Below are 24,758 nucleotides of genomic sequence, written 5' to 3'. Positions count from 1 at the left end.
TATTATTCAGTCCGGACTCAGGGAAAAGCAAGCAAGGAAATTATGCAAAAGCGCAAAGCTGGGTTGCGCAATTTCGTCACGACAGTTGATCTCCGACGCGCGCTCATTCGGCCGCAAATGCAATATCAGCGAAAATTCAACCCGGTCGATGGGCTTTCACGACTGCCGGATCGGTATCGATACGCCCGGCCCCGATGAGGTCGAGACAATAAGGCACTGCCGGAAAAATCGCCTGCAAGGTCATGGCAATTGATGCTGGCTTGCCGGGGAGATTGAGAATGAAGCTCTTGCTGCGACTGCCTGCCGTCTGGCGGGAAAGAATGGCGGTTGGGGTCTGTTCAAGGCTGACGCGGCGCATCAATTCGCCGAAACCGGGCAGTTCCTTATGCAGCACGGCCTGCATAGCTTCCGGTGTTTCATCGCGCGGGCTCGGTCCTGTGCCACCGGTTGTCAGGATCAGATCACAGGCCTCGTTGTCGCAAAGATCGATAAGCGTATCGCGCACCGATTCCATGCCATCGGGAATAACGCGACGAATGGTTTCGTAAGGCGTAACGACAGCGCCTTTCAGCCATGCTTCCATCGCTGGCCCACTCAGGTCTTCGTATTCCCCGCGACTTGCACGGTCGGAAACAGTCACGAAACCGATCTTCACCATCACACCCTCACAGTCAGTTTTCAGCGCTCAGCAGACTTCTGGCGATCTTATAGGCGCTCGCCGGTTTTATGTGAAGGTTTGCATACTCCCAAATGAAAACGCCGCCCGAAGGCGGCGTCTTGCATATGATGTAACTCGAAAATTACGGCGTAACGTCGAAGCCGAACCACTTTTCCGACAGACGCTTGATCGTGCCGTCAGCTTTTGCGGCTTCAATGGCATCATCGAACATCTTCTTCAGTTCGGCATCGTCCTTGCGCAGACCAACGGCGACGCCACGGCCCAGAATGCCGCCCTTGAAGAAAGGACCAGTCATGACGATGTCTTCATTGCCCGGCTTCTTGGCAGCATCCGTGAGGTAAGCAAGCGAAGCTACGATCAGGTCGACGCGACCAGACTTCAGGTCGAGGTCGTGCTGTTCCGTGGTCTTGTATTCGCGAATGTCGATGCCATCCTTGAAATACTTGTCGAGCAGCGTCAGGCCGAGCGAAGCGGTCTGGACACCGACGGTGCGGCCCTTGATTTCAGCTGATACGTCGTCGATTGCCTTCTGGGAAGCAGCTTCATCCTTGGCGAGATAAAGGGTTTCGCCAGTGTGCGGCAGCTTTGCGTAAGGGCTGTCCTTCAGCGTCGCGAAAGTCTGTGGTGTCAGGCCATAGGAGATCGAGAAGCTGATGGTTTCTTCGCGCTTCGGCGTAGCGGTAAGGCCAGCCATGATAGCGTCGAACTTGCCGGCATTGAGCGCCGGAATAATGCTGTCGAAAGGCTGTGCAACCATCGTGCACTCGACCTTCATGCGGGCGCAAAGGTCCTTGTAGAGTTCGACTTCATAGCCATCCAGCGAGCCATCGGGCTTGGTGAAGTTGTACGGGCGGAATGCACCTTCAGTGGCGATGGTGATCTTCGTCCACTTCTTTTCCTCGGCATGGGCCGAGATGCTCGTCAGAGCAAGAGCGGAAATGAACACGGCTTTGAAAAGTCCGGTGGTCTTCATTGCAGTTATCCTATTGCGGTTGTTTCTGTCCGGCTTTCGCCGGAACACAGAATTTCGAAAATTAGGCAGCGTTCTCGTGGCTGATGAACTTGCGGAAACGTTCCGACTTCGAGTTGCTGAAAACGTCTTCCGGAGCGCCGTCCTCTTCCACCAGACCTTGATGGAAGAATACCACGCGGTTGGAGACGTCGCGCGCGAAGCCCATTTCGTGGGTCACCACCAGCATGGTACGGCCTTCTTCAGCCAGACCGCGCATGACGCGCAACACTTCACCGACCAGTTCCGGATCAAGGGCCGAAGTCGGCTCATCAAAGAGCATGACCTTCGGCTTCATTGCCAGTCCGCGGGCAATCGCAGCGCGCTGCTGCTGTCCGCCAGAAAGATGAGCCGGATAGAAATCGCGCTTGTCGGCGATGCCAACCTTCGCCAGCAGGGCCTCTGCTTCCGCCACGCATTCCGCGCGCGGACGTCCCTGCACATAGATCGGCGCTTCGATGATGTTTTCCAGAATGGTCTTGTGCGACCACAGGTTGAAGCTCTGGAACACCATACCGAGTTCCGAACGAATGCGCGAAACCTGCTTCTTGTCCGTCGGGTAAGCTTCACCCTTCGAACTCTTGGCCATGCGGATGGTTTCACCCGAAACCGTCACAGTGCCTGACGTCGGCGTTTCCAGAAGATTGATACAGCGCAGGAAGGTCGACTTGCCGGAACCCGACGAACCCAGGATCGAAATGACCTCACCTTCGCGTGCTTCGAGTGAAATGCCCTTCAGCACTTCATTGGCACCGAAGCTCTTGCGCAGGTTTTCGACTTTCAGCGCCACCGGTGCATTGGGGGAAACGATTTTGCTCACGATGTTTGTCCTTCGGAGGAAAGCTGGAGCATTTCCAGCAAAAGTGCGAAGCGGTTTTGCGTAGGAGAATGCGTAAAAACAAAAAGATAGAGCGGTTCCATCGATATCATTCTAATTGGAGCCGCTTTTGACGACCGGCTGGCGTAGATAAGGGGTCAGCCTATATTCTGCGAACATCAGCGCACGTGTCAGAACGAAGTTGATGGCAAGGTAGATCGCACCGGCGATCACGAAGATTTCTATGGCCCGGTAGCTCTCGGCGATCAGCTTTGCTGCAATACCTGTCACTTCCATAAGCGTGATGATCGATGCAAGCGAGGTTGCCTTGATCATCGAAATCATCTCATTGCCGTAGCCCGGCAGCGCCTGGCGGATCGCAAGTGGCATGACGATGCGGCGGAAGCAGGTGAAGGAGGACATGCCACAGGCTTTAGCAGCTTCGATCTGACCATGCGGCACCGACAGCAGACCACCACGGATGATTTCGCTCGCATAGGCAGCGTTGTTCAAGGTTAGCGCAATGATCGCACACCAGTAAGGTTCACGCAAAATCGGCCACAGGAACGAGTAGCGAATAGCCGGAAACTGGCTGAGGCCATAGTAGATGATGAATATCTGCACCAGAAGCGGTGTTCCACGGAACACGAAGACATAAAGGCGTGCGATCCAGTCCAGCACCTTGACGCCCGACAGTCGCATCAAGGCGAAAAGCAGGGCCAGTATGGCGCCGAACACGATGGAAGTTGCCGCAAGCTTCAGCGTAAGTGGCACACCACCAAGCATCTGGAAGAATGCATCAGAATAAAATTCAAAATTCATTTTGCCCTCCGGACGCCGCGGGAGAAGTGGCGCTCGGCCATCTGCAGAAGCCCGCCGGAAACCGACGAAATCAGCAGATAAAGCGCACCGGCAATGAGGAAGAAGTTGAAGGGCAGACCCGTCGAACCTGCACCGATCTGCGCCTGACGCAGAAGCTCAACCACACCGGCAACCGACACCAGAGCGGATTCCTTGAGCGAAACCTGCCAGACATTGCCAAGGCCCGGCAATGCGTGTCGCAGCGCCAGCGGCGCGATGATACGGCGGAATTTCAGCATCTGGCCCATGCCGCAAGCAGTAGCAGCTTCGAGTTCGCCTTTGGAAACGGCACGGAATGCGCCACGGAATACTTCCGTGTGGTGCGCCCCACAGGAAATGGCAATTGCCAGCACACCTGCCAGAAAGCCCGGAAAGCCGATGAAGCCTTCCGCACCAAAATATTTGCCCAACGCTGTGACTGCCGCACTGCCGCCGAAATAAAACAGATAGATGACGAGCAGATCCGGGATACCGCGAATGATCGTGGTGTAGCCATCGGCAACAGCGCGAAGCGTGCGCCCGCCGGAAATCTTCGCCCAGGCGGCAAAAACGCCAATGGCAGCGCCAAGAAGGAAGCCCAGAACGGCGAGCGCTACGCTCACCAGTGCACCCATCATCAGCACATAGCCCCAGCCGTCCGGCCCGAAGCTCAAAATATCGAGAAAGCCCATCTGCTTCATGATGCGTCAGGCCCTGTTGGAATTGGGGGATTGAATGTCATTTCTATTTTCAGAATCTGTCTGACCGCCCGCATCATTTCGCGGTTTCGGGCAGCGCGGGTTGAACGCTATCTGGGATTGGATTCACGAAAACGGTTCCGTCGAGCCGTTTTTCGTGATCCTGCTTGGCTTTCTTGATCTGCTCCGGATTACGGAACAATTCGATGGCGGTGCTGCCCATGATCTTTGCGGCATGGGCCATGCCCTTATGCGCTGCAGGCAGCTTGCCCTGCGCCACCATCTGCCATGAATGAAGCGGCGTGCCGATTGCACAGGTCGCGCCGCGCATCTGCACGGTTGGAACGACCCAGCTCACGCTGCCGACATCGGTCGAGCCGACGAGGGTATTATCGCCCTTATAGGGCGTATAAATATCTTCGCAAAGCGCGAGACCATTCTTCGGTTCGACACCAAAGCGGCGGAAGGCATCGGAAATGTCTTCCTTGGAGAGCGTCTGCTGGAATCGGCTCGCGATTTCGCGGTCCTGCTCATCGAAGTCAGGAGGACCGAGGCGCTCAAGCTGAAGCTGCATCATCTGTTCAAGCGGCGTGTTGCCGATCAGATCGGCATCGCCACTGACGATTTCGCTGCGGACCGTCGTTTCGGTCATCAGCGCAGCGCCTTCGGCGATCTTCTTGACGCGCTCCAGAAGTGTTTGCATTTCCGGCAAACTGCGGGCGCGAACGAGATAACGGACCGTTGCCTTGGCCTGAACGACATTCGGCGCAAAACCGCCTGTATCGGTTACAGCGTAATGAATGCGCGCCGTGGACGGCATATGCTCGCGCATATAGTTCACGCCGACATTCATCAGTTCGACCGCGTCCAGCGCGCTGCGCCCCAGATGCGGGGCTGACGAAGCATGGGCTGCGCGACCGCTGAAGTGAAAATTGATTTCGTTGCAGGCAAGCGAAACCGGATCGTTTACACCGGCAAAAGGCGCCGGGTGCCAGCAGAACGCGATATCCACATCGTCAAAAAGTCCTTCGCGGACCATGAACCCCTTTGCTGAACCGCCCTCTTCCGCCGGGCAGCCATAATAGCGCACGCGGCCCTTGATGCCCTGTGCGGCAAGATAATCCTTCACTGCGGCAGCGGCGAGCAGTGCCCCTGAGCCCAGCAGGTTATGACCACAGCCATGTCCATGGCCGCCGGCCTCGACAGGTTGCTCTTCAACCAGTCCCGCTATCTGGCTGAGGCCTGGCAAAGCATCGAATTCACCAAGAATGGCGATGACCGGGCCTTCGTTACCGGCCTCGCCCATTACTGCCGTCGGCAGGCCAGCGATGCCGCGTTCGACGCGAAACCCTTCGGCTTCCAGCATCGCGGCATGGGCATCGCTCGATTTGTATTCTTCGTAATTCGTTTCAGGATTATCCCAAACCGTATCGCTCAGTTCGAAATATGCGGCGCTCTTGGCGTCGACGATATCCCAGATATCGTGATGGTTTTTCAACTTGGCTCCATCGCTCATTTCACCGACGCCATGCGATATGGCGGCGGGTATTTGGACGTTCTGGCAAGGAAGCTCCCAAACATTCCTCAGACTGCAATTTTTGATGATGCTGATAGAACTCGGGCCCCGCTCCCGCAAGGGCAGATCGGAAAGATGACGCGAAATTGCTTATTTTCGGGCGATTTTCTGCCCTCAATTTGCTGTTTCGGTTCAATTCGTCCGATTGAAGTTGGCTTCTGGCCTCCCGCACGCCTCAATATTCCTCGCACCTGTACTGACCAGTACCCGAGACGAATGGCGGGGAGTAGCCGTGATATTGGTCAAAATTATCGGAAGTTTTCGCAATATGAAAAGTTCTGCCTGACAATTTGCCAACAAGTTCGTTGAAGTGCTGCGATCGCCGCTTCTGGTTCCCCTTGAGAGCCTATCGATGAAACGATAGTTCACCGTACAAATGAAATTTGAAAGGCAGCGGTCATGGTACACGAAAAGAAGCATGCGGATTTCATCATACGTCCACTGCAGCGCAGCGAAGTGACTGACATCTGGCAAATTGATCGCAGCGAGATCATCGAGGAAATGTATCGCCTCGAAGGAGAGCAACTCCTGCTGGAGCCGCAATTCTACGATGTGCAGGGCTGGCCGGAGGGCGAAGCGGAAATCTACACACATATCCTGCTCGACTGTCACGACCATGGCGGCGTATTTCTTGGCGCCTATCTCGATGGCACCCTGGTGGCCGTCGCAGTTACGGATGTACGTCCTGTGGGCACCTATCGCGAACTGCACCAGCTTGGCTTCATGCACGTAGAGAAGACAGTCCGGGGATTGGGACTTGCTGGTGAACTCTATCGACGCAGCGTGGCCATCGCGAAGGACGCCGGAGCAGAAGGTTTCTATATTTCTGCGACGCCCACACGGCGGACCATCGATTTTTATCTGAAGCAAGGCGCAAAAGTCACAACAACGCCTGATCCGTTGCTCTTCGAGCGCGAACCGGAAGATATTCACCTCATCCATCGTTTCAACGCCCAAGCTTCTTGACGCGGAACTGAAACCACTATCAACGTCAGACATGCGCATTCTACTCGTAGAAGACAATCTCACTCTTGCAAACTGGCTGGCAAAAAGCCTGCAGCAGTCGAACTACAGCGTCGATACAGTGCACGACGCGGCGGATGCGGAACAGGCAATCGCCTTCACGGAATACGATCTGGTGATCCTTGATCTAGGCCTGCCGGACAAGACCGGGCTCGACGTGCTGGAACACGTTCGCGGTAGAGGCAATGAGGTGCCTGTCATCATTCTGACAGCCAATGCCAGTCTCGATGGGCGTATCCGCGGATTGGATGCCGGTGCTGACGATTATCTGGCGAAGCCCTTCGAACTCAGCGAACTTGAAGCGCGCATCCGCGCCCATCTTCGCCGGTCCAGCCAGCGAACAGCACCAGTTGTGACCTGCGGCCTTTTGCGTTTCGACACCAACACCCGGTTGTTTTCGCTTGGAGACGATCCGCTGTCACTTGCGCCCAAAGAACATGCAGTTCTCGAACAGCTTTTGCGGCGCATCGGAACCACCGTCAGCAAGACAACACTTGTTCAAGGAATCTACAATTTCGACAGCGAGACCGATGAGAACGCCATCGAGATTTACATTCATCGTCTGCGCAAGAAGCTGGAGGGGAGCAGAGCCGAGATCATAACCTTGCGCGGACTGGGCTATCTGCTGCGTGAAGCGAGTTGAGATGAAACGGCTGTTCAACCGCCTTTCCCAAAGCCTGCGTGCGCAACTCGTTTCCTGGATCGTGATCCCGTTGATTGTCGTGGCCGCGATCAATCTGTGGACGGCATGGCGCGCTTCGGAAAACATGGCCGGGATCGTGTCTGACAGAATGCTGACGGCGTCTGCGCGTGCCATCGGTGAAGCGACTGCCGCCTCGCATAATGCCATTGATGCCGTCATTCCACCGGTAGCGCTGGAGATGTTTTCGACTGGAAATGGCGACCGGGTCTATTATCGCGTTGAGACGTCGGATGGACGCCTGCTGGCAGGCTTTCCCGACCTGCCAAAGCCGGCCAAAATAGCGGATTACGACCCGCTCCATTATGAAGGCACCTATCGCGACAATCCCTTGCGACTGGTTGTCGTGCGTCATCCCGTTGCCGCACCGTCCAACCTGCCACAAGCTGTCGATGTGGTCGTGGGTGTCACGCTTGCAGGATATACCGCCATGCAGCAGGAGCTATGGCTGAACTCCGTGCTGGAACAATCACTGCTTATCATTGTCGCCGGTGCCCTTTCGCTTTTGGGCTTGCGCTTTGTGTTGCGCCCGCTGATCCGGCTCCGCAACGAGGTCCGCAATCGCACATCCGAGCTGGAACCATTTGATCCGCAGACAGTCCAGACCGAACTTCGACCGCTCGTCACAGCGCTGAACCAGTATATGGAGCGCGTGCGCAAGCAGATGTCAGCGCAGCACCGTTTCATCCAGAACGCGGCACATCAATTGCGTACACCGCTTGCGACATTATCAACACAGGCCAGTTTCGCTGAACGGGCGACCGGTGAAAGTGACCGCAAGGATGTTCTGGCAGGAATCAAGAATACAGCCATGCAACTCTCACGGCTTGCCGGGCAATTGCTCATGCTTTCGCGTGCCGAACCGGGCAGCAGGCGCCCCCGCGCCGACCGGGTTGATCTGGCGGAAGCGGGACAGAAAATTCTGGAAAGCCTCGCGGGCAAGGCGTTCGACCGCAAGATTGATCTCGGGTTCGAGCTTAAAGCAACCAAGCCGATGATTTCTGGCGACGGCACCATGCTGCGGGAAATGATCGTCAATCTGGTGGATAACGCCCTTACCTATACGCCCGAAGGCGGCACAGTAACGCTTGTGATTGATCAGAATGGGCGCAAAATCAATATCCGGGTCGAGGACAACGGACCCGGCATTCCGGCCAGCGAGTATGAACACGTTTTCGAACGCTTCTATCGTGTTCCGGGCACTGCCGCGGATGGAAGCGGGTTGGGCCTTGCCATCGTGCGCGAAGTCGCTGACACGGCAGGTGGCCATGTGGAGCTTTCCCAAACGAAAGGCGGCGGGCTTACGGTGACTGTCACCTTGCCCGCCGCCTGACATTCATGCATTTGACCGACTATCAGCTTCCCTGTTCGGAAAGCGCCTGCGGACGCCATTTCACCAGGTGGTTTTCAACCAATGTGATGATGTATTCCACGACGAGCGCCAGAACCGCCAGAATGACCATGGCAGCAAAAACACCATTGGCGTTGAACGTGCCCTGAGCGGTTGAAATCATTAGGCCGACGCCTTTCTTTGCACCAAGGAATTCACCGACAACAGCGCCGACGAGTGCAAAGCCGAAGCTGACGTGAAGGCTAGCCAGAATCCAGCTCATGGCCGACGGCACGATGACGGTGCGCGTGATCTGTGAACGGGATGCACCCAATATCTGCGCATTGGCAATCAGCGCGCGGTCAGCTTCTCGCACGCCCTGAAACGCATTGGCGAACACGACGAAGAACACCATGACGACGGCCAGCGCCACCTTGGATGCCATGCCGAGACCAAGCGCAATAATGAAGATCGAACCCAGCACGACGCGCGGGATGGAATTGGCGATCTTGATGTAGATCGAGAACACATCGGCGAGGAACTTGTTGCGACCCAGCAGGATGCCGCAAATGATGCCGCCAACCGCACCGATCAGAAAGCCGAGCGCTGTTTCCTCAAGTGTTACGATGATCTGTTCCGAAAGCGGCCCCTGTGAAGTGCCTTCCGTGATCCACATCCATATCTGATCGGCAATGCCGGAGGGGCTTGCAAAGAAGAATGGGTCAATCAGGCCAGTTCGTGCGCCGAGTTCCCATCCGCCCAGAACGGCGACAAGAATGGCGAGGCGTACGAGGATAACGACCGCGCGCCGGCGGCGCATATCGGCGCGAAATTTCGCTTCGGTGCGCGCAAGTTCGTCGGCACTTGCATTGGCCTGCAAGCTTGCTGAAGCGGAGAGAGCTTGTGTTGTCATATCATTTTCTCCGATTAGTTTCCGTTGGCCAGCGCGCGCTTCTGGCCGATCTGCACTTCCTCGCGCAAATCATCCCAGATAACCTTGGCTATATCGACAAACTGGCTGTCGTAGCGGATGTCTTCCATGACGCGCGGGCGCGGAATGTCGATGTCGTAGACGCTCTTGACCGTGGCTGGACCGGCGGTGAGCACATAAACCTTGTCGGCCAGTGCAATCGCTTCTTCGAGATCGTGCGTGACGAAGATGACGGACGCGCCAGACTGCTGCCAGAGATCGAGTAATTCACCCTGCATCAGCGTGCGCGTCTGTACATCAAGCGCGCTGAACGGTTCATCCATGAGCAGGATTTTCGGTTCGTTGATGAATGTCTGTGCCAGCGCCACGCGCTTGCGCATACCGCCCGAGAGCTGGTGCGGATAATGCTTTTCAAAACGGGCCAGACCAACGCGGGCAATCCAGCTACGCGCTTTCTCATAGGCTTCTTCCTTGCCCATGCCGCGATAGCGCGGACCGGCGCTCACATTGTCAATGACATTGAGCCACGGAAAAAGAGCATCCGCCTGAAACACGAAACCGATATCGGGGCTGATGCCTTCGATAGGCTTGCCCATCAGGCGAACTTCGCCGGCACTTGGCTTGGCGAGACCGGTTACGAGATTAAGCGTCGTTGACTTGCCGCAGCCGGTCGGACCAACAACACAGGCAAATTCGCCCTGCGCAACATTCATTGTGAAATCGCGCAATGCGGTCATCATCTTGCCGTCGGGGGTGACGAAACGGCGGGTTACATTGTTAAGCGCGATTGCAGGCACGCTATTGCCAGCTTTCTCACGCGCAATGGTTCTGGGGGCTTCCATCAGCATGGGTTCCTCGCGGGTATGCGGCACCGCTCGCACGCGATAATTTTGTTATCGAGCATCTCGGAACGCAAAACCGGTTTACACTTTTGGCTCGAAAATGCTTTGTCGCGCGCCTGCAATGCGATTGAATCTGTGGAGGGCAGCGGGACTGACGTTCATATTTGAACGTCAGTCGAAGGCTGTTTACTTCGCAGCGTCGAGCGTTGCGTTGGCCTTGTCCACGAACTCGGTCGTGAAGGTCTTCGAAAGGTCTACCTGCTTCTCCTGAAGCGGCTTCTTGAAGGTTGCGAGAACCTTGAGAACAGTTTCAGGACCATCCTTCGGCATCCGGCCGTCCGGCGTGTACTGTGCCTTGCCCTCGGCCAGTCCCTTTACGTAAAGGTCCTTGTCACCGACATAATAATCCTTGGGCATCTGGTCTGCGATTTCTTCAGCGCTGTGCGAAGCGATATAACGCATGGTCTTGACCAGAGCGTTGGCAAGTTTCTGCGCGTCTTCCTTGTGCGTCTCAAGCCACGCGCTTTGCACGTAGAACGATGCAGCCGGGTATGGTCCGCCAAGCGCTTCGATTGTCTTGTCCGGCGTGCGCATGTCGACCAGAACCTTGGCATCGCCGCTTTTCAACATATTTGCGACAGTTGGCTCTGTGGTCATGCCTGCCTGAACGGCATCCTGCTTGAAGGCCGCGATGAAAGTATTGCCCGCGCCGACCGGCAGCAACGTGTAGTCACCCTGCTTGAGACCATTGCGCATGGCAAGGTATTGGGTCAGGAAGTCCGTGGAAGAGCCGAGACCCGTGACGCCGAGCGTGTGGCCCTTGAAATCGGCAGGCGACTTGATCTGGTCGGCATATTTGCTGGAAACGAGTTCCACTTCACCCGGCGCCTGGCTGAACTGGACGATGGACTGGATGAACTTGCCCTTCGACTGCAGGTCGATCGTGTGATCGTAAAAGCCGACCACGGCCTGAGCTGCACCAGCCAAAAGTTCGTTTTCTGCATCCACGCCTGCACGGCTGTTGATCAACTCGACATCAAGGCCTTCATCCTTGAAGTAACCGAGCTTTTCCGTCAGCACTGCCGGAAGGTAAATCTGCTTTTCCATACCGCCGACGATCACCGTCAGCTTTTCGGCATGGGCCGCGCCTGCGCCAATTACCATCGCACCGCCAATAACGGCCGCGCCAAACAGATGGCGGCATGAATCAATAGAGATTTTCATTTATACTCCTCCGAGAGCTCCTGTCGGTCCGACAATGCCAGACCCCTCCTGATATGCGCCGATTCCTCAATCGGTTCTGAATGGTTACCGCAGGCAAGCTTTCAACCAGCTTTCAACAAACTTACCGCGCGCTTTCAAACCCGACGGTTTGGAAAACAGAGATTATCGCTATGTGCATCGGGAAGTGCCAGATTGCCAAAAACACTATCGTGATAGGTCTGATATCGCTGTCATAAAACGATCAGTTGCTTTCCCCCTGAATTAGGGGTTCAATCAATCAAATGGGGAGGCGTCCATGCCATTTCGCGGTAACAAGTATCAGGGTACTTATGCGCCAAATGATCTTCAGGCGCTTCAGGCTGCCTATAATCGTTGCTGTGCATTGCTGGATCGATGTCCCACAACACACGAAGATAAAGAGATGCTCGCACGAGCGATCATTAGAGCATATGAAACGGGCGAACAGGATCCAGACAACATCGCGGATATCGTAGCCAAGCTGGAACTCGCTCGCATCTAGTGAATAGAATTTGACGTTTGATACCCGCCCGATAACAATCCCGTTTCAAACGTCAAATTCGAAAAATCCACTAGAACTCTTCCCAGGAAATGTGGAACAGTTTTCGAACCCAGATACGCGCCGAAATCATTGGTAAAGGATACCCAATCAATCAACTTATATTGTAAATGCTCCTGGACTTATTGCTGTTGCGGCGAATATCCAAGCGAAAGACAGCCACGCAATTCCTCAAGATTTGCTGTACGAAGAGTGTTTTACATAAAGTAAACAATTCTCGGGTATAAAGTTTTGCAATCGGCTTTATTATAGTATAGCGGATCGCACGAGTTTATAGGCTTTTGGATGGAATGACCTGTCCGTGAGCCATCTGCGGAATGCACAGAATGCCATTTTCGAGAGATTACTATTTCGGGCGTTTCAAACCCGCCGAGTTGGAGGAGCTGCAAGCGGCTTATTTGAAGTCGTGCGAAGCTATGACCCGCTGCCCGATTACCTCTCCCCACAAAGACGAAATGGCGCGCGAAATCATCCAGATTTATGAATGCGGCGTTATGGATGCCGAGAAAATCGCCGAACTCATGGTGCAAATTGAAGCAGTCAAGCCGCGTCCGATGAGCGAGCAGATGCTTGCTCAGGTAACGGCGATCCAGCCCAAGATCGCCTGATCGAAATAATTTCAATGGGAACACCCGGATGCGAGAACCGCATCCGGGTGTTTTTGTTTAGCGCTGCGCTACTGGGCGGACAAGCGGGGTCACGCGACGAATGGTGACGCGGCGATTTTCCTGCTCAGCCGCCTGCGTGCGAATTTTGAGGAAGCGTTCGCCGTAGCCCTGAGTGACGAGGTTTTCTGGCGGAATATCATATACTTCCGTCAATAGGCTCGCAACGGATTCAGCACGTTTGTCGGACAAGACTAGGTTCGAACGATCTGAACCGACAGCATCCGTATGCCCTTCGATAAAAAATGTTTCGCCTGGGTCCTTCGCCAGAACCTTCTGCATGGCGGTTGCAACCTTACGCAACGTTTTGGCCTGCGACATCGAAACCTCGGCACTTCCCGTCGCGAAGTGGATCGTGTCCAGATCGATACGACGCACCTTGTCGCGCAGACGGGCAGAATGACGAACCTCGTCAATCGTATAAACACGCTCCACACGTTCGACCGGCGGCATCGCCAGGAAATCATAGAAATCGCGTTCAGGATCGTCTGCAACATCGATGATGTAATCCCGCACCGGGACAGTCAGACGCATCGGGGGCAGTTCATAGCCAACATCGATAATCGAAGCGCGCGGATTGTCGTCATATTCCGGCGCATAGATCATCAGATGTTCGTTGCCGTCCCGATCGATACGGGAACGCTGCAGAATATCGCCGTAACGATCATAAACCGTGACGATCCGGTTTCCGCCCGGGCGAACGATGGTTTCACGGGTGCGTCCGCGCGGCAGTTCATCGTAATAGGTCTGTTCCGCATCACGGCGCAATCTGGGGCGATCATCGCCGCGCACGAAGATGCGATCACCCACATCCAGAATGACGCGATTATCCACTTCCTCGATAACTTTGACGTTCGAGACATTGTTGGTCACGTTATTGACCGTTGTATTGTTGATCACCGTATTGTTCACCACCGTGTGGTTGACGATATTGGTGGTTTCCGGCACGGCAAAAGCTGGCGCTTCCTTTATGCGAGTACCCTCTTCCTTGAGGTTGGCCTCGATCTTCTGTGGCAGCGCTGCCTTCACTTCCTCGGGAATAGCGACCTGTGCCGCCGCATCGTTTGCCGGGGGCGGTGCATTTTCCTCGGTGGAACGCTGTTGTTCACGCTGCTTGCGACGCTCTTCACGCGACTGGCTCCCACCAGAATTGTCGGCATCCTTGTCGCTGTCGAGAATGGCGGCGCCATTTTCAACCGGCAAGACAACGGTGTCGTCTGTCTTGGCAGGGTCTTTCGCAATCTCCTGCTTTTCCTCAGTCGATCGCTGATCGACTATTTCCGGCGCTGGCTCAGGCGCTGGATTCGATACAGGCTGTTGCTGGCCTTCGGTTGATTGCGGCTGCTCAACGGGCTGTGCGGGCTGAGCCTGATTCTGCGGTGCCTCTGTTGCTTTCGGTTCTTGCGGTTGAGCTTCTTCAGGATGCTCAACAATCGATTCTTCGGCTGGCTCTTTCTGCGAAGGGGTTGCCTCTGCCGGTTGCTCGGCTGGTTTTTCCGTTTCCTGAGCCGGAGTCTCCCTGGCTGGCTTTACAGTACGTTTGGCAGGCTTTTCGGCTGCAGGCTGCTCAGGCTTCGCTTCCGGTTCCGCCGCTGGAGCTTCCTTTACCGGCTTCTCGGCGGGTGCTGCCTGCTCTTGAGACTCAGCGGTCTTGCGAGCAGCCTCTTCAGCGGCCTTCTGCTGTTGTTCGCTCTGGCGCTGCGCCTGTTCCTCGGCCTTTTTCTGCTCGGCAGCCTGCTTGGCCTGTTCTTCAACCTGCTTTTGAGCTTCGCGTTCTGCGGCCTTCTGTTGTTCCTCGGCTTGCTTCTGTGCTTCGCGTTCGGCAGCTTTTTGCTGCTCTTCGGCTTGGTGCTGCGCCTCTGCTTCCGCGGCACGCTTTTGCTCTTCTGCCTGACGCTGAGTTTCTTCCTGAGCGGCCTTTTGCTGCTCTTCGGCTTGTCGACGGTTCTCTTCCTCGGCAGCGCGCTGCTGTTCTTCTGCCCGGCGCGCTTCTTCTTCTGCTGCCTTTTGCTGCCCTTCAGCCTCACGCTGTTGCTGCTGCAACTGTTCGTCGGACGGCTGCTGGTCTCCATTTTCCTGTGCCAGCAGGATTGGGGCTGTCAGCGTATCCGCCAATACGGGTTGTGCAAGAATGGAGGCCGAGAGAACCGGCACGGCAACCGTGGCAAGAAGCTTCGAACGAATAGACATAAATCCTTCTCCTTCTGGAGGGCAGAATTGATATGCGTCTCACCCATAGATTCGCGGGCAAAAACGCCGTAGAGCCGCTAGCGATATCCATCGAATTGGGGCAAATTCCGGCAGCTTCACAAATCCGTTATCGCAATCCACATGAATGCAGGCTGAACTCAGCCGTTCGGGAACGACGAGATTTGCCGCATTCTTTTAGCCAGAAGCTCGATACCTTCCGCAATCCGATTGATCGGAATGGAAGAATAAGCGATACGGAAATAACGACATGGCCGGTCGTCGCTCCAGAAAAACGGCGACCCTGACTCGATCAACACGCCGTCCTCGCGCAAATCACGTGCGAGCTTATCGGCATCCATGCCTTCCGGTCCTTCGATCCAGAATGCCGTGCCGCCGAAGGCCGATTTTCCGGCGATTTTCAATCCTTCACGATTAAGCGCGTCGATCATGACGATATGGCGCTTGTGATACTCTATCCGCATACGGTGGATGACCGCATCATAGTGACCAAGCGCCAGAAAATAGGCGGCGGTTCGCTGTTGATGGCCCGGCGGATGACGCAGCATGAGTGCCCTTAACGCCCTCGCCTCGCGGATCACTGGCGCTGGAGCGACCAGATAGCCGAGCCGAAGTCCCGGAAACAGTGACTTTGAAAAGCTGCCCGCATAAAGAACACGGCCATACTGATCGAGCGATTTCAGCGCCGGTGTCGGCGGCTGCAAGAAGCTCATCTCAAATTCGTAATCATCTTCAACGATGACAAAATCGCGTTCCGCCGCTGCTTCCAGCAGTGCAATACGCCGCGCGCGTGGCATGGTGGCAGCGGTTGGAGACTGGTGACTTGGTGTAACAAAGACCGCATCAATCCCATCGGGCAATCGTTCCGGCGGCAAGCCACCTTCGTCAACGTCGAGGGCCGTTACACGGGCTCCTGTCAGATGAAGCGTCGCGCTGATATCCGGATGCCCTGGGTTCTCGCACACGACATGCGAACGTCGCGTCAAAAGCAGATGGCTGACGATCCAAAGCGCGTTCTGTGCTCCCACCGTGACCAATATCTCGTCTGGTTCGGCCCGTATTCCGCGGCTCGGTAGCGTGCGTGAGCGGATATAATTGACCAGTTCCACATCGTCAGCAGCAGCAAAATCCCCAGCCATGAGGATGAAGTCTTCCCGAGCTAGGGCGCGCCGGGCGCAATCGCGCCATGCGGCCAGATCGAACAAGGTCTGGTCCATCTGGCCATAGAGAAAGGGGTAACGATACTTCCGCCAATCGAGCGGCTTGCGAATGGTCTTGGCTATATTGAAGCCGGGACGCAGTTTGGACGACCAGTCGACAGCCGTATCGGGTGTCTGCAAAAAATCCCTGTCGGGACGGCTGATAGGCGGCGTCGTGGCTACATGATAGGCACTGCGTGACCGCACTTCCAGATACCCCTGAGAAACGAGCTCCTGATAAGCCAGCGTTACAGTCAGGCGCGAGACTTTCAGATAATCCGCCAGCCGTCGCGTCGAAGGCATACGCGCACCCGGTAAAACACCACCGGATAGAACGGCCGATACAGTCGTTTCACGGATTTGCGACTGCAATCCGGTGTTTCGGCTGCCATCTATGAAGAAGATTGTCGGGGAGACGGCATCCAAGGCATTACTCCATTAGTATATCTGTAATTACGCCCAACTTCGCGTCAGTTTTTCAGCTTCATGCTTCACTTAGCAATAGTGTTTCTTCTTTCTGTTTCTCCACGTGGAATAATTTCGACGGTAAGGTGGGCGCGCATTCCAATTTTCAGGCACGGCCATCTTGATCACCAAACTGGACTTATTGACTATTCCAACTGGATATAAGGCAAATTTGATGAGATGGCTATCGTTTGTAACTGGAACTGTAGATTGGCGAAAAACGCCAGCAGTCGTGACTAGGTCAGGCATGGTTCTTAAATGGAAGGGGAACTCCATGAACTATTTCAATAGCATAAAACGGGTGGTGTTATTTTCGGCCGTAGCAGCGCTTTCAACGTCTGCGGCCTATGCCGAAACCACGGTCGTGGTCGGCTATCAGCAGATCGTCGGGCCATTTCTGACCGCGATCGCTGACGGAAAGTTCGATGCGGCAGCAAAGGAAGCCGGATACAAGATCGACTGGCGCCAGTTCGCATCGGGTGGCGATATTTCGACGGCACTTGCGTCCGGGAATGTGCCGATTGGCGTTATCGGTTCAACGGGCATCGCAGCAGCCGCTACACGTGGCGTCGACCTTCAACTCTTCTGGATCCTCGATAATATCGGTAAATCGGAAGCACTGGTAGCGCGCGAAGGCTCAGGCATCGAGAAGCCCGAAGACCTCAAGGGCAAGAAGATCGGCGTGCCTTTCGTCTCGACCTCGCACTTCCATCTTCTGGTCGGCATGGACGATATCTGGAAGATCAATCCGCGTGACGCGGAGATCCTCAACATGACACCGCCGCAGATCGTTGCTGCCTGGCAGCGTGGCGATATCGATGCGGCCTATGTCTGGCCCCCTGCTCTTTCTGAAATCCTCAAGACTGGCAAGGAAATTGCCAATTCTGAAGAAATCGGCGCAAAAAGCGTTCCAACTTTCGACGGACTTGTGGTGGACAAGAGCTTCGCCAGTGAAAACCCGAAATTCATGACCGCCTTCACCACTGTGTTGAAGGACGCCTATGCTGACTACAAGGCCAATGGCAGTCAATGGACAGCGGATTCCGAACAAGTCAAAGGCATGGTCAAGCTGATCGGCGGCAATGCCGCTGACATACCTGGTGCACTTGCACTGTTGTCCTTCCCCACCGCAGAAGAACAAGCCTCACCGACTTGGCTCGGTGGTGGCAAAGACAGTGGTGCGCTCAAATCTGTCACTCAGAGCGCGAAATTCCTCGTCGATCAAAAGCAGCTCGATCAGGCTCTGGATGACTATAGCGGCAATGTAAATGGCAGTTTTGCTGAAGCCGCCGCGAAGTAATTACGTGAAGTAATTCAAGCGCCTCCGCCAGCGGCCTGCCTTCGGGCTTGCCGCTGAACCAAGACGGTTCCTGTAGTGTTTTACCTTCTGGTTTGTGCCGGAACCGTCTCTCGTTTCCGAAAGGTGACGTCATGGAAACCTTGAACGTATCGAATGTCAGTCTGACCTATCCCGGTCTTTATGTGGAAGAAGCCGTGATTGCGCTGAAGGGTGTCAATCTGCGCATCGACAGCGGGGATTTCGTGGTGGCGCTTGGTGCGTCCGGCTGCGGCAAGACCACGCTTCTCAATCTCATGGCGGGGTTCATGATCCCGTCATCCGGTGAAATTACGTTGGGTGGAAGGCAAGTGCGTGGTCCCGGCGCCGACAGAGGTGTCGTGTTCCAGAAACATGCGCTGCTTCCCTGGCTCAATGTGATTGACAACACCGAGTTTGGCCTCAAGCTTCAAGGTGTGCCGAAGGCCGAACGCCGTGCGCGTGCCACCAAGAATCTGGCCCTTGTAGGCTTGCAGGATTTCCACAATCACAAAATCTACCAGCTTTCCGGCGGTATGCAGCAGCGTGTCGGCATTGCCCGCGCACTGACCTGCGATCCGGCAATGCTGCTCATGGATGAACCAATGGCAGCGCTTGATGCCCTCACCCGCGAAACGATCCAGGAATTGCTTCTGCGGGTATGGCAAGTGACCAATAAAATGTTCTTCTTCATCACCCACAGCGTCGAAGAGGCCCTGTTCCTTGGTTCGCGGCTGATCGTCATGTCACCGCGTCCCGGACGGATCACCCATACCTATGATCTGGATTTCAACCGACGCTTTCTGGAATGCGGTGACGCGCGCGCCGTCAAGTCCAGTCCCGATTTCATCAAGATGCGTGAGACAATTCTGGGGATTATCTATGGCGATGAACGTGCATCAGGAAACCCGGAACTGGTCCATGCTTGAGTTCCTCACTCGGGCACGACCAGTCAAACCCGGTAAAATCTATGGCGCCCCCGGCGACGGCAATAGTGGCTTCATCAGCCTGGTGACCGCATTGATTTTGCTGGGGCTCTGGTTTCTCGTGACGGGGATGGGCTGGGTCAAGCCGCTTTTTCTCCCCTCTCCCTTCGCGGTCTATGGCAAGTTCATGGTGGCCATGACTGATGGCGTGGCAAACTCCACTCTGGCTGAACATACCCTTGCAAGCCTTGGGCGCGTATTGGGCGCTTTCGCGATTGCCTGCATCACGGCAATTCCCATCGGCATCATGATGGGCATGAGCAGCTTCGTTCGTGGCGTTCTCGATCCGATTATCGAGTTCTACCGACCACTGCCGCCGCTTGCCTATCTGCCGTTGATTATCATCTGGCTTGGTATCGGCGAATTCCCGAAGGTGTTCCTCATCTTCCTCGCGATCTTTGCTCCAATGGCGATTGCAGCCAGGGCTGGCGTGCGCTCGGTCTCAACCGAACAGATCCATGCAGCCTATGCGATGGGCGCATCCCGGACGCAGGTAATAACGCAAGTCATCATGAAAGCGGCCATGCCGGAAATCTTCACCGGCATGCGCATCGGGATCGGCGTTGGCTGGACGACGCTGGTTGCAGCGGAAATGGTGGCGGCACATCGCGGTCTTGGCTTCATGGTGCTCAACGCGGCACAGTTTCTGGCCAGCGACACCGTCATCATGGGCATCATCGTCATCGGTGTGTTCGCTTTCGCCTTCGACCTTTTGATCCGTTACATGGAAAAGGTCCTCATCCCATGGAAGGGTAAAGTCTGATGGCGCTGCAATCGCTTTAACCGACCCGACCGAAATCTCATTTGCAACATCAATCGCGCGGCAATTCTGCCGCGCCACGGGGAAGCTTTGCCCGAAATCAGGGCAGATTTCAGACGTATCAAGGAGCATTCGAATGTCCGCCGGACAACTCACAGAGAAGCATTTTTCCGACCTCTTCGACGCCTTCAACCGGCATGACATCGACGCGATTATGGCCTTTTTCGCTGATGATTGCGTGTTCTACACCATCGGCGGCGAGGAAGTTTACGGCGCTCGTCTCGAAGGCAAGGATGCCATCGCCAAGGCTTTCTCCGGCGTATGGGCTGCCATGCCCGATGTGAAGTGGGATGGACACAGACACTTCGTGAGCGGCGACCGTGCCGTGTCCGAATGGACCTTTCGCGGAACGGATGCCAACGGCGCACGCGTCGAGGCTGAAGGTTGCGATCTTTTCACACAGCGTGACGGCAAGATCGTCCGCAAGCAGGCATTCCGCAAGAACCGGCCTTTGCTGAAGGCGTAAGCCCCAACAATGTCCGTCGGTGATTTGGAGGACCGACATATGGATACCCAAACTCTCAACAGTTTCTCTGCCACCCAGCCATTCGATCCAGCCTATGATCCGGTGGTTTCGAAGACGCCTGGACAGGGGCGCGACTATGCCCCGACTTACTGGATCGGCACTGCCGGGCCGACGCCGGAAGACGATGGCCCTATTCGCGGAGACGTCGATGCCGATGTCGTTATCGTCGGCTCGGGCTATACTGGTCTTTCGGCAGCGATCCATCTCGCCCGGGATCATGGCGTCAAGGCCGTGGTACTGGAAGCAAATGGCGTTGCCTGGGGTTGCAGCACCCGTAATGGCGGTCAGGCGCAGATTTCAGCCGGTCGGCTCAAGCGTTCGCAATGGATCGAGCGCTGGGGTGTAGACGTAGCCCGGAAGTTGCATAAGGAAATTGCCGAGGGTTTCGATCTCTTTCGTGCACTCATTGCCGAACCGGAAGTCGATTGCGATCCGCAGGATGGTGGCCATCTGTACATCGCCCATCGCGACAAGGTCATTCCCTCGCTGGAGAAAGAATCGCGCCTGCTGAACGACGTGTTCGGCTATCGGACGCGCATGGTTGGCCGCGACGAGATTCACCGCGACTTCATCCTGGATCAGGAAGCCCGCGGCGCAATGTACGAACCGGACGGCATTGGCATTCACGCTGCAAAGCTCGCCTTCGGTTATCTTCGGCTTGCCCGCAAGCTGGGTGCAAAGGTGCATACTGCAAGCCCGGTTCTCAGCTGCCGCAAGAACGGTAATGTTTTCCATCTCAACACGCCGAACGGTACCGTCAAGGCGCGACAAGTATGTTTTGCGACGGCGGGATATACCTCTCCCGGCCTTCATCCTCTTACCCGTTACCGGCTGATGCCGGTGCTGTCGAACTCTGTTGTGACCAGACCACTGACGCCGGACGAAATTGAAGCATGCGGCCCGAAGACTGGCATTCCGCTGACCGACACGCGGACGCTTCGCCACTATTATCGTTTTCTGCCTGACGGGCGGATGCAGATCGGCAGCCGCAGCGCCATTACTGGAGCCGATGCACCGAACCCTAAACACTACGATCTGCTACTTTCTGGCCTTTACCGGAAGTTCCCGTCCCTGAAAGGCATCAAGATCGATTATTCCTGGTGGGGATGGGTCGATGTCAGTCATGACATGATGCCCCGCATCTATCGTCCCGACCCGACGCAGGAAATCTACTATGCCATGGGCTACGGCGGCAATGGCGTGATGTATTCCGCGCAGGCTGGACGTCGGGTTGCCCAATTGATGACCGGTCGTGGACAGGGACTGGACCTGCCGATCTTCACCTCCGAGCTGCCGAGTTACGGCATGCTGACGCCATTCAGGCGCATAGGCCAGCGCGCGATGTATCGCTGGTATGCGTTGAAAGATGAAGTTCTCTGAATTCCAAGAAAGGTACGCGCCATGAAGATGACGACGGAAGAAGCGTTTGTTAAGGTTTTGCAGATGCATGGTATAGAGCATGCATTTGGGATCATCGGTTCTGCGATGATGCCGGTTTCGGATCTGTTTCCGAAGGCTGGCATTACGTTCTGGGATTGCGCGCATGAGACGAATGCGGCGCTGATCTGTGACGGTTATACGCGTGTGACGGGCAAGATGGGTATGGCGATTGCCCAGAACGGTCCGGGCGTGACCGGCTTCGTGACCGCCATCAAGACGGCTTACTGGAACCACACGCCGATGCTGCTCGTCTCTCCGCAGGCTGCCAACAAGACCATCGGTCAGGGCGGCTTTCAGGAAGTGGACCAGATGGCGCTGTTCGAGGAGATGGTCTGCTATCAGGAAGAAGTGCGCGATGCGACCCGCATTCCCGAAGTGCTGAACCGGGTGATCGAGAAGGCATGGCGCGGCTGCGCACCGGCACAGATCAACGTTCCGCGCGATTTCTGGACCCAGGTCATCGATGTCGACCTGCCGCAGATCGTGCGGCTGGAACGCCCGAGCGGCGGACGCGATGCCATTGCCGAGGCCGCAAAGCTTCTGACGGAAGCAAAATTCCCGGTCATTCTCAACGGTGCCGGTGTCGTCATTGGTGGTGCAATCCCGGAATCCATCGCGCTTGCCGAAAGGCTCGATGCGCCGGTCTGCTGCGGCTATCAGCATAATGATGCCTTTCCCGGCACCCATCCGCTGTCCGCAGGTCCACTCGGCTATAACGGCTCCAAGGCCGCGATGGAGCTGATCTCCAAGGCCGATGTGGTTCTGGCGCTCGGCACCCGTCTCAATCCGTTCTCGACGCTGCCAGGCTACGGCATCGATTACTGGCCGAAGGACGCCAAGATCATCCAGGTCGATATCAATCCCGATCGCATCGGCCTCACCAAGAAGATATCGGTCGGCATTTGCGGCGACGCCAGGCAGGTTGCGCAGCAGATCCTCGACCAGCTGGGAGCCAATGCAGGCAATGCCGGTCGTGACGAGCGCAAGCAACTCATCCATCAGCGCAAGTCCGCCTGGTTGCAGCAGCTTTCCTCGATGGATCATGAAGATGACGATCCGGGCACGCATTGGAATGCCGGTGCCCGCGAGCGCGAAAAGGACCGCATGTCGCCGCGACAGGCATGGCGCGCCATTCAGGCCGGCATGCCGAAGAATGCCATCATGTCCACCGACATCGGCAATAATTGCGCCATCGGCAATGCCTATCCAAGCTTCGAGCACGGACGCAAATATCTGGCGCCGGGCATGTTCGGCCCCTGCGGTTATGGCTTCCCGTCCATCGTCGGCGCCAAGATCGGCCAGCCCGACACGCCGGTGGTCGGCTTTGCCGGCGACGGCGCGTTCGGCATCTCCATGAACGAGATGACCTCCATCGGTCGCAAGGGCTGGCCTGCAATCACCATGGTCATCTTCCGCAACTATCAGTGGGGTGCCGAAAAGCGCAATACGACGCTGTGGTACGACAACAACTTCGTCGGCACCGAGCTCAATCCGAACCTGAGCTACGCCAAGGTGGCGGATGGCTGCGGCCTCAAGGGCGTGACCGTCGATAGCCAGCAGGCGCTCACCGAGGCCTTGCAGACGGCAATCGACGAGCAGGCCAAGGGGGTGACCACCTTCATCGAAGTCGTGCTCAATCAGGAACTGGGCGAACCATTCCGCCGCGATGCGATGAAGAAGCCCGTCGTCGTGGCCGGTATCGACAAGGCCGATATGCGCCAGCAAATGCCTGTCTGAACCAGTTCGTCAGAGCATTTCCTGTTTTGATTGTGTCATTGGAAATGCTCTATCCGTTTGTTTTTACGCATGTCTTTATCCCGAAACCGGTTCCCACTTTCGGGAGACATGCTGTAATGATCAGGCCGGGAGCGCAACTCCCGGCCTTTTGAAAAGATTGCGCCATGCTGCCATTGGAAAAGATTTTTGAGAAAGCCCGGTCGAGGCCGCGCCACATCGTACTGGCCGAGGGCGAAGATCCGCGCATCATCGATGCGGCGCTGCGTGCCGAGCGTGAAGCCATTGCCCGCATCACGCTTCTGGGGTCCGAAAGCATCATCGGCAGCCAGATCGACGGATTGAAGATCGCGATCATCGATCCCAGGACATCGAGCTTGAGCGCGGATTATGCGCAAAAACTCTATCGGCTGCGTCAGGCCAAGGGCATGACGGAAGAACAGGCTGAGGCGATGGTGAAGACACCGCTTGGCTTCGCCGCCATGATGGTACGCGAAGGCGATGCGGATGGGACGGTGGCTGGCGCAGTCGCAACGACCGCCGATGTGGTGCGCCATGCCCTGCAGATCATCGGCAAGGCTGAAGGCGCTTCACTCGTTTCAAGCTTCTTCCTGATGCTGCTGTGCCAGTCGCATCATCAAAAGAAGGGCGCTTTCGTCTTTGCCGATTGCGGCCTCGTGGTGGAACCGGATTCCGCGCAGCTTGCCGATATCGCCATCCAGTCGGCCGATTCATACCGCCAACTGATGGAAAAGGACGCAGCCGTTGCCATGTTGTCCTTCTCCACCGGCGGTAGCGCCGCCCATGAGCGTGTGTCGAAGGTGGTGCAGGCAACCCGGACGGTGCGGGAGCGCAAGCCCGATCTGTGCATTGATGGCGAATTGCAGTTCGACACGGCATTCGTGGAAGCGATCAGCCATGCCAAATCACCGGATTCCCCGCTGAAGGGCAATGCCAATGTCTTTGTCTTCCCCAATCTCGAAGCCGCCAATATCGGCTACAAGATTGCCCAGCGCATCGGCGGCGCACAAGCCATCGGCCCCGTGCTCCAGGGCCTCGCCAAACCCGCAAACGACCTCTCGCGCGGCTGCAGCGCTGACGATGTCCTCCACATGATCGCTATAACAGTCAATCAGGCCAGGTGAAGGACAGCG

The 24,758-nt window shown here is 56.1% G+C and carries 23 protein-coding genes; 12 read left to right on the top strand and 11 right to left on the bottom strand.

What is annotated here, in order from left to right; all coding sequences use genetic code 11:
- Window positions 1-136: 136 nt before the first annotated feature.
- The 6 genes from mog to F9K94_RS14505 form a co-directional block, all read right to left on the bottom strand.
- The gene (gene mog, locus F9K94_RS14530) at window positions 137-655 is read right to left on the bottom strand and encodes a molybdopterin adenylyltransferase (protein WP_151647668.1); all 519 of its coding nucleotides are present in this window, start codon (window positions 653-655) and stop codon (window positions 137-139) included.
- A gap of 145 nt (window positions 656-800) precedes the next feature.
- Window positions 801-1,652 (bottom strand): transporter substrate-binding domain-containing protein, encoded by an 852-nt coding sequence (locus tag F9K94_RS14525; protein ID WP_061345270.1) that lies wholly within the window; start codon window positions 1,650-1,652, stop codon window positions 801-803.
- Window positions 1,653-1,713: 61 nt separating this feature from the next.
- On the bottom strand, window positions 1,714-2,508 hold the full coding sequence (locus tag F9K94_RS14520; protein WP_151646468.1) for an ABC transporter ATP-binding protein: 795 nt from the start codon (window positions 2,506-2,508) through the stop codon (window positions 1,714-1,716).
- 111 nt (window positions 2,509-2,619) lie between these two features.
- Window positions 2,620-3,327, bottom strand: coding sequence for an ABC transporter permease (locus F9K94_RS14515; protein WP_061345268.1), 708 nt, complete (start codon window positions 3,325-3,327; stop codon window positions 2,620-2,622).
- Window positions 3,324-4,046, bottom strand: a complete 723-nt coding sequence (locus F9K94_RS14510) for an ABC transporter permease (protein ID WP_061345267.1) — start codon at window positions 4,044-4,046, stop codon at window positions 3,324-3,326. The genes F9K94_RS14515 and F9K94_RS14510 overlap by 4 nt, the downstream gene beginning before the upstream one ends.
- A 73-nt stretch (window positions 4,047-4,119) precedes the next feature.
- Complete coding sequence (locus tag F9K94_RS14505) at window positions 4,120-5,559, bottom strand: M20 family metallopeptidase (protein ID WP_151646466.1); 1,440 nt, start codon at window positions 5,557-5,559, stop codon at window positions 4,120-4,122.
- A gap of 459 nt (window positions 5,560-6,018) precedes the next feature.
- Here F9K94_RS14505 and F9K94_RS14500 point away from each other — a divergent pair, with 459 nt between their 5' ends.
- Genes F9K94_RS14500 through F9K94_RS14490 form a run of 3 tightly spaced genes read left to right on the top strand, consistent with a single transcriptional unit; the run spans window position 6,019 to window position 8,675 of the window.
- Complete coding sequence (locus tag F9K94_RS14500; RefSeq protein ID WP_151646464.1) at window positions 6,019-6,585, top strand: GNAT family N-acetyltransferase; 567 nt, start codon at window positions 6,019-6,021, stop codon at window positions 6,583-6,585.
- Between the two features lie 31 nt (window positions 6,586-6,616).
- On the top strand, window positions 6,617-7,285 hold the full coding sequence (locus F9K94_RS14495) for a response regulator (RefSeq protein ID WP_151646462.1): 669 nt from the start codon (window positions 6,617-6,619) through the stop codon (window positions 7,283-7,285).
- A gap of 1 nt (window position 7,286) precedes the next feature.
- A complete protein-coding gene (locus F9K94_RS14490; RefSeq protein ID WP_151646460.1) occupies window positions 7,287-8,675 on the top strand; it encodes a sensor histidine kinase in 1,389 nt (462 codons plus the stop codon).
- A 22-nt stretch (window positions 8,676-8,697) separates the two neighbouring features.
- Here the strand turns inward: F9K94_RS14490 and F9K94_RS14485 are convergent, their stop codons facing one another.
- From F9K94_RS14485 to F9K94_RS14475, 3 genes are all read right to left on the bottom strand, one after another.
- Window positions 8,698-9,585: an ABC transporter permease gene (locus F9K94_RS14485; protein ID WP_151646458.1), complete on the bottom strand. Its 888-nt coding sequence runs from the start codon at window positions 9,583-9,585 to the stop codon at window positions 8,698-8,700.
- Window positions 9,586-9,599: 14 nt separating this feature from the next.
- Window positions 9,600-10,451 carry an ABC transporter ATP-binding protein gene (locus F9K94_RS14480; RefSeq protein WP_081104430.1) on the bottom strand — a complete coding sequence of 284 codons (852 nt, stop codon included), beginning with the start codon at window positions 10,449-10,451 and terminating at the stop codon, window positions 9,600-9,602.
- 180 nt (window positions 10,452-10,631) lie between these two features.
- Window positions 10,632-11,657, bottom strand: coding sequence for an ABC transporter substrate-binding protein (locus tag F9K94_RS14475; protein ID WP_369798290.1), 1,026 nt, complete (start codon window positions 11,655-11,657; stop codon window positions 10,632-10,634).
- 307 nt (window positions 11,658-11,964) lie between these two features.
- Here F9K94_RS14475 and F9K94_RS14470 point away from each other — a divergent pair, with 307 nt between their 5' ends.
- Together F9K94_RS14470 and F9K94_RS14465 are read left to right on the top strand one after the other, a co-directional pair.
- Entirely contained in the window at window positions 11,965-12,189 is a 225-nt protein-coding gene (locus tag F9K94_RS14470) for a hypothetical protein (RefSeq protein ID WP_061345260.1), read from the top strand.
- Window positions 12,190-12,572: 383 nt separating this feature from the next.
- On the top strand, window positions 12,573-12,854 hold the full coding sequence (locus tag F9K94_RS14465; protein WP_061345259.1) for a hypothetical protein: 282 nt from the start codon (window positions 12,573-12,575) through the stop codon (window positions 12,852-12,854).
- 57 nt (window positions 12,855-12,911) lie between these two features.
- On the opposite strand, the gene F9K94_RS14460 is transcribed toward F9K94_RS14465, so the two are convergent.
- Window positions 12,912-15,101, bottom strand: a complete 2,190-nt coding sequence (locus F9K94_RS14460) for an OmpA family protein (RefSeq protein WP_151646456.1) — start codon at window positions 15,099-15,101, stop codon at window positions 12,912-12,914.
- Between the two features lie 158 nt (window positions 15,102-15,259).
- The gene (gene pdxR / locus F9K94_RS14455; protein ID WP_151646454.1) at window positions 15,260-16,744 is read right to left on the bottom strand and encodes a MocR-like pyridoxine biosynthesis transcription factor PdxR; all 1,485 of its coding nucleotides are present in this window, start codon (window positions 16,742-16,744) and stop codon (window positions 15,260-15,262) included.
- A 313-nt stretch (window positions 16,745-17,057) separates the two neighbouring features.
- Between pdxR and tauA the strand changes: the two genes are divergently transcribed.
- The 7 genes from tauA to pta all read left to right on the top strand — a co-directional run bounded on the left by tauA (window position 17,058) and on the right by pta (window position 24,749).
- Window positions 17,058-18,083, top strand: coding sequence for a taurine ABC transporter substrate-binding protein (gene tauA, locus F9K94_RS14450; RefSeq protein ID WP_151646452.1), 1,026 nt, complete (start codon window positions 17,058-17,060; stop codon window positions 18,081-18,083).
- A gap of 131 nt (window positions 18,084-18,214) precedes the next feature.
- Window positions 18,215-19,027 carry a taurine ABC transporter ATP-binding protein gene (locus tag F9K94_RS14445; RefSeq protein WP_025091973.1) on the top strand — a complete coding sequence of 271 codons (813 nt, stop codon included), beginning with the start codon at window positions 18,215-18,217 and terminating at the stop codon, window positions 19,025-19,027.
- A complete protein-coding gene (locus tag F9K94_RS14440) occupies window positions 19,020-19,847 on the top strand; it encodes an ABC transporter permease subunit (RefSeq protein ID WP_151558832.1) in 828 nt (275 codons plus the stop codon). Before F9K94_RS14445 ends, F9K94_RS14440 begins: the two co-directional genes overlap by 8 nt.
- Window positions 19,848-19,980: 133 nt before the next feature.
- Complete coding sequence (locus tag F9K94_RS14435) at window positions 19,981-20,370, top strand: nuclear transport factor 2 family protein (RefSeq protein ID WP_151646449.1); 390 nt, start codon at window positions 19,981-19,983, stop codon at window positions 20,368-20,370.
- 39 nt (window positions 20,371-20,409) lie between these two features.
- Window positions 20,410-21,810, top strand: coding sequence for an NAD(P)/FAD-dependent oxidoreductase (locus F9K94_RS14430; protein ID WP_151646447.1), 1,401 nt, complete (start codon window positions 20,410-20,412; stop codon window positions 21,808-21,810).
- A gap of 21 nt (window positions 21,811-21,831) precedes the next feature.
- Window positions 21,832-23,607, top strand: coding sequence for a sulfoacetaldehyde acetyltransferase (gene xsc / locus F9K94_RS14425; protein ID WP_151646445.1), 1,776 nt, complete (start codon window positions 21,832-21,834; stop codon window positions 23,605-23,607).
- 164 nt (window positions 23,608-23,771) lie between these two features.
- Window positions 23,772-24,749 carry a phosphate acetyltransferase gene (pta, locus tag F9K94_RS14420; RefSeq protein ID WP_151646443.1) on the top strand — a complete coding sequence of 326 codons (978 nt, stop codon included), beginning with the start codon at window positions 23,772-23,774 and terminating at the stop codon, window positions 24,747-24,749.
- Window positions 24,750-24,758 lie beyond the last annotated feature (9 nt).

The organism is Brucella tritici, from assembly GCF_008932285.1.
In the GTDB taxonomy this organism is placed as follows: domain Bacteria; phylum Pseudomonadota; class Alphaproteobacteria; order Rhizobiales; family Rhizobiaceae; genus Brucella; species Brucella tritici.
Note: the sequence above shows the minus strand (reverse complement) of the source record. Positions and strands in the feature narration are given on the sequence as shown.

Bases quoted from the DNA above. Each gene is read 5' to 3' on its own strand.
- F9K94_RS14515 (WP_061345268.1), bottom strand. From the start codon at position 3,327: ATGAATTTTGAATTTTATTCTGATGCATTCTTCCAGATGCTTGGTGGT.
- F9K94_RS14445 (WP_025091973.1), top strand. From the start codon at position 18,215: ATGGAAACCTTGAACGTATCGAATGTCAGTCTGACCTATCCCGGTCTT.
- F9K94_RS14510 (WP_061345267.1), bottom strand. From the start codon at position 4,046: ATGAAGCAGATGGGCTTTCTCGATATTTTGAGCTTCGGGCCGGACGGC.
- F9K94_RS14495 (WP_151646462.1), top strand. From the start codon at position 6,617: ATGCGCATTCTACTCGTAGAAGACAATCTCACTCTTGCAAACTGGCTG.
- F9K94_RS14480 (WP_081104430.1), bottom strand. From the start codon at position 10,451: ATGCTGATGGAAGCCCCCAGAACCATTGCGCGTGAGAAAGCTGGCAAT.
- F9K94_RS14470 (WP_061345260.1), top strand. From the start codon at position 11,965: ATGCCATTTCGCGGTAACAAGTATCAGGGTACTTATGCGCCAAATGAT.
- F9K94_RS14435 (WP_151646449.1), top strand. From the start codon at position 19,981: ATGTCCGCCGGACAACTCACAGAGAAGCATTTTTCCGACCTCTTCGAC.
- F9K94_RS14490 (WP_151646460.1), top strand. From the start codon at position 7,287: ATGAAACGGCTGTTCAACCGCCTTTCCCAAAGCCTGCGTGCGCAACTC.
- F9K94_RS14465 (WP_061345259.1), top strand. From the start codon at position 12,573: ATGCCATTTTCGAGAGATTACTATTTCGGGCGTTTCAAACCCGCCGAG.
- tauA (WP_151646452.1), top strand. From the start codon at position 17,058: ATGAACTATTTCAATAGCATAAAACGGGTGGTGTTATTTTCGGCCGTA.
- pta (WP_151646443.1), top strand. From the start codon at position 23,772: ATGCTGCCATTGGAAAAGATTTTTGAGAAAGCCCGGTCGAGGCCGCGC.
- F9K94_RS14460 (WP_151646456.1), bottom strand. From the start codon at position 15,101: ATGTCTATTCGTTCGAAGCTTCTTGCCACGGTTGCCGTGCCGGTTCTC.
- F9K94_RS14440 (WP_151558832.1), top strand. From the start codon at position 19,020: ATGCTTGAGTTCCTCACTCGGGCACGACCAGTCAAACCCGGTAAAATC.
- xsc (WP_151646445.1), top strand. From the start codon at position 21,832: ATGAAGATGACGACGGAAGAAGCGTTTGTTAAGGTTTTGCAGATGCAT.
- F9K94_RS14430 (WP_151646447.1), top strand. From the start codon at position 20,410: ATGGATACCCAAACTCTCAACAGTTTCTCTGCCACCCAGCCATTCGAT.
- F9K94_RS14525 (WP_061345270.1), bottom strand. From the start codon at position 1,652: ATGAAGACCACCGGACTTTTCAAAGCCGTGTTCATTTCCGCTCTTGCT.
- F9K94_RS14485 (WP_151646458.1), bottom strand. From the start codon at position 9,585: ATGACAACACAAGCTCTCTCCGCTTCAGCAAGCTTGCAGGCCAATGCA.
- F9K94_RS14500 (WP_151646464.1), top strand. From the start codon at position 6,019: ATGGTACACGAAAAGAAGCATGCGGATTTCATCATACGTCCACTGCAG.
- F9K94_RS14505 (WP_151646466.1), bottom strand. From the start codon at position 5,559: ATGAGCGATGGAGCCAAGTTGAAAAACCATCACGATATCTGGGATATC.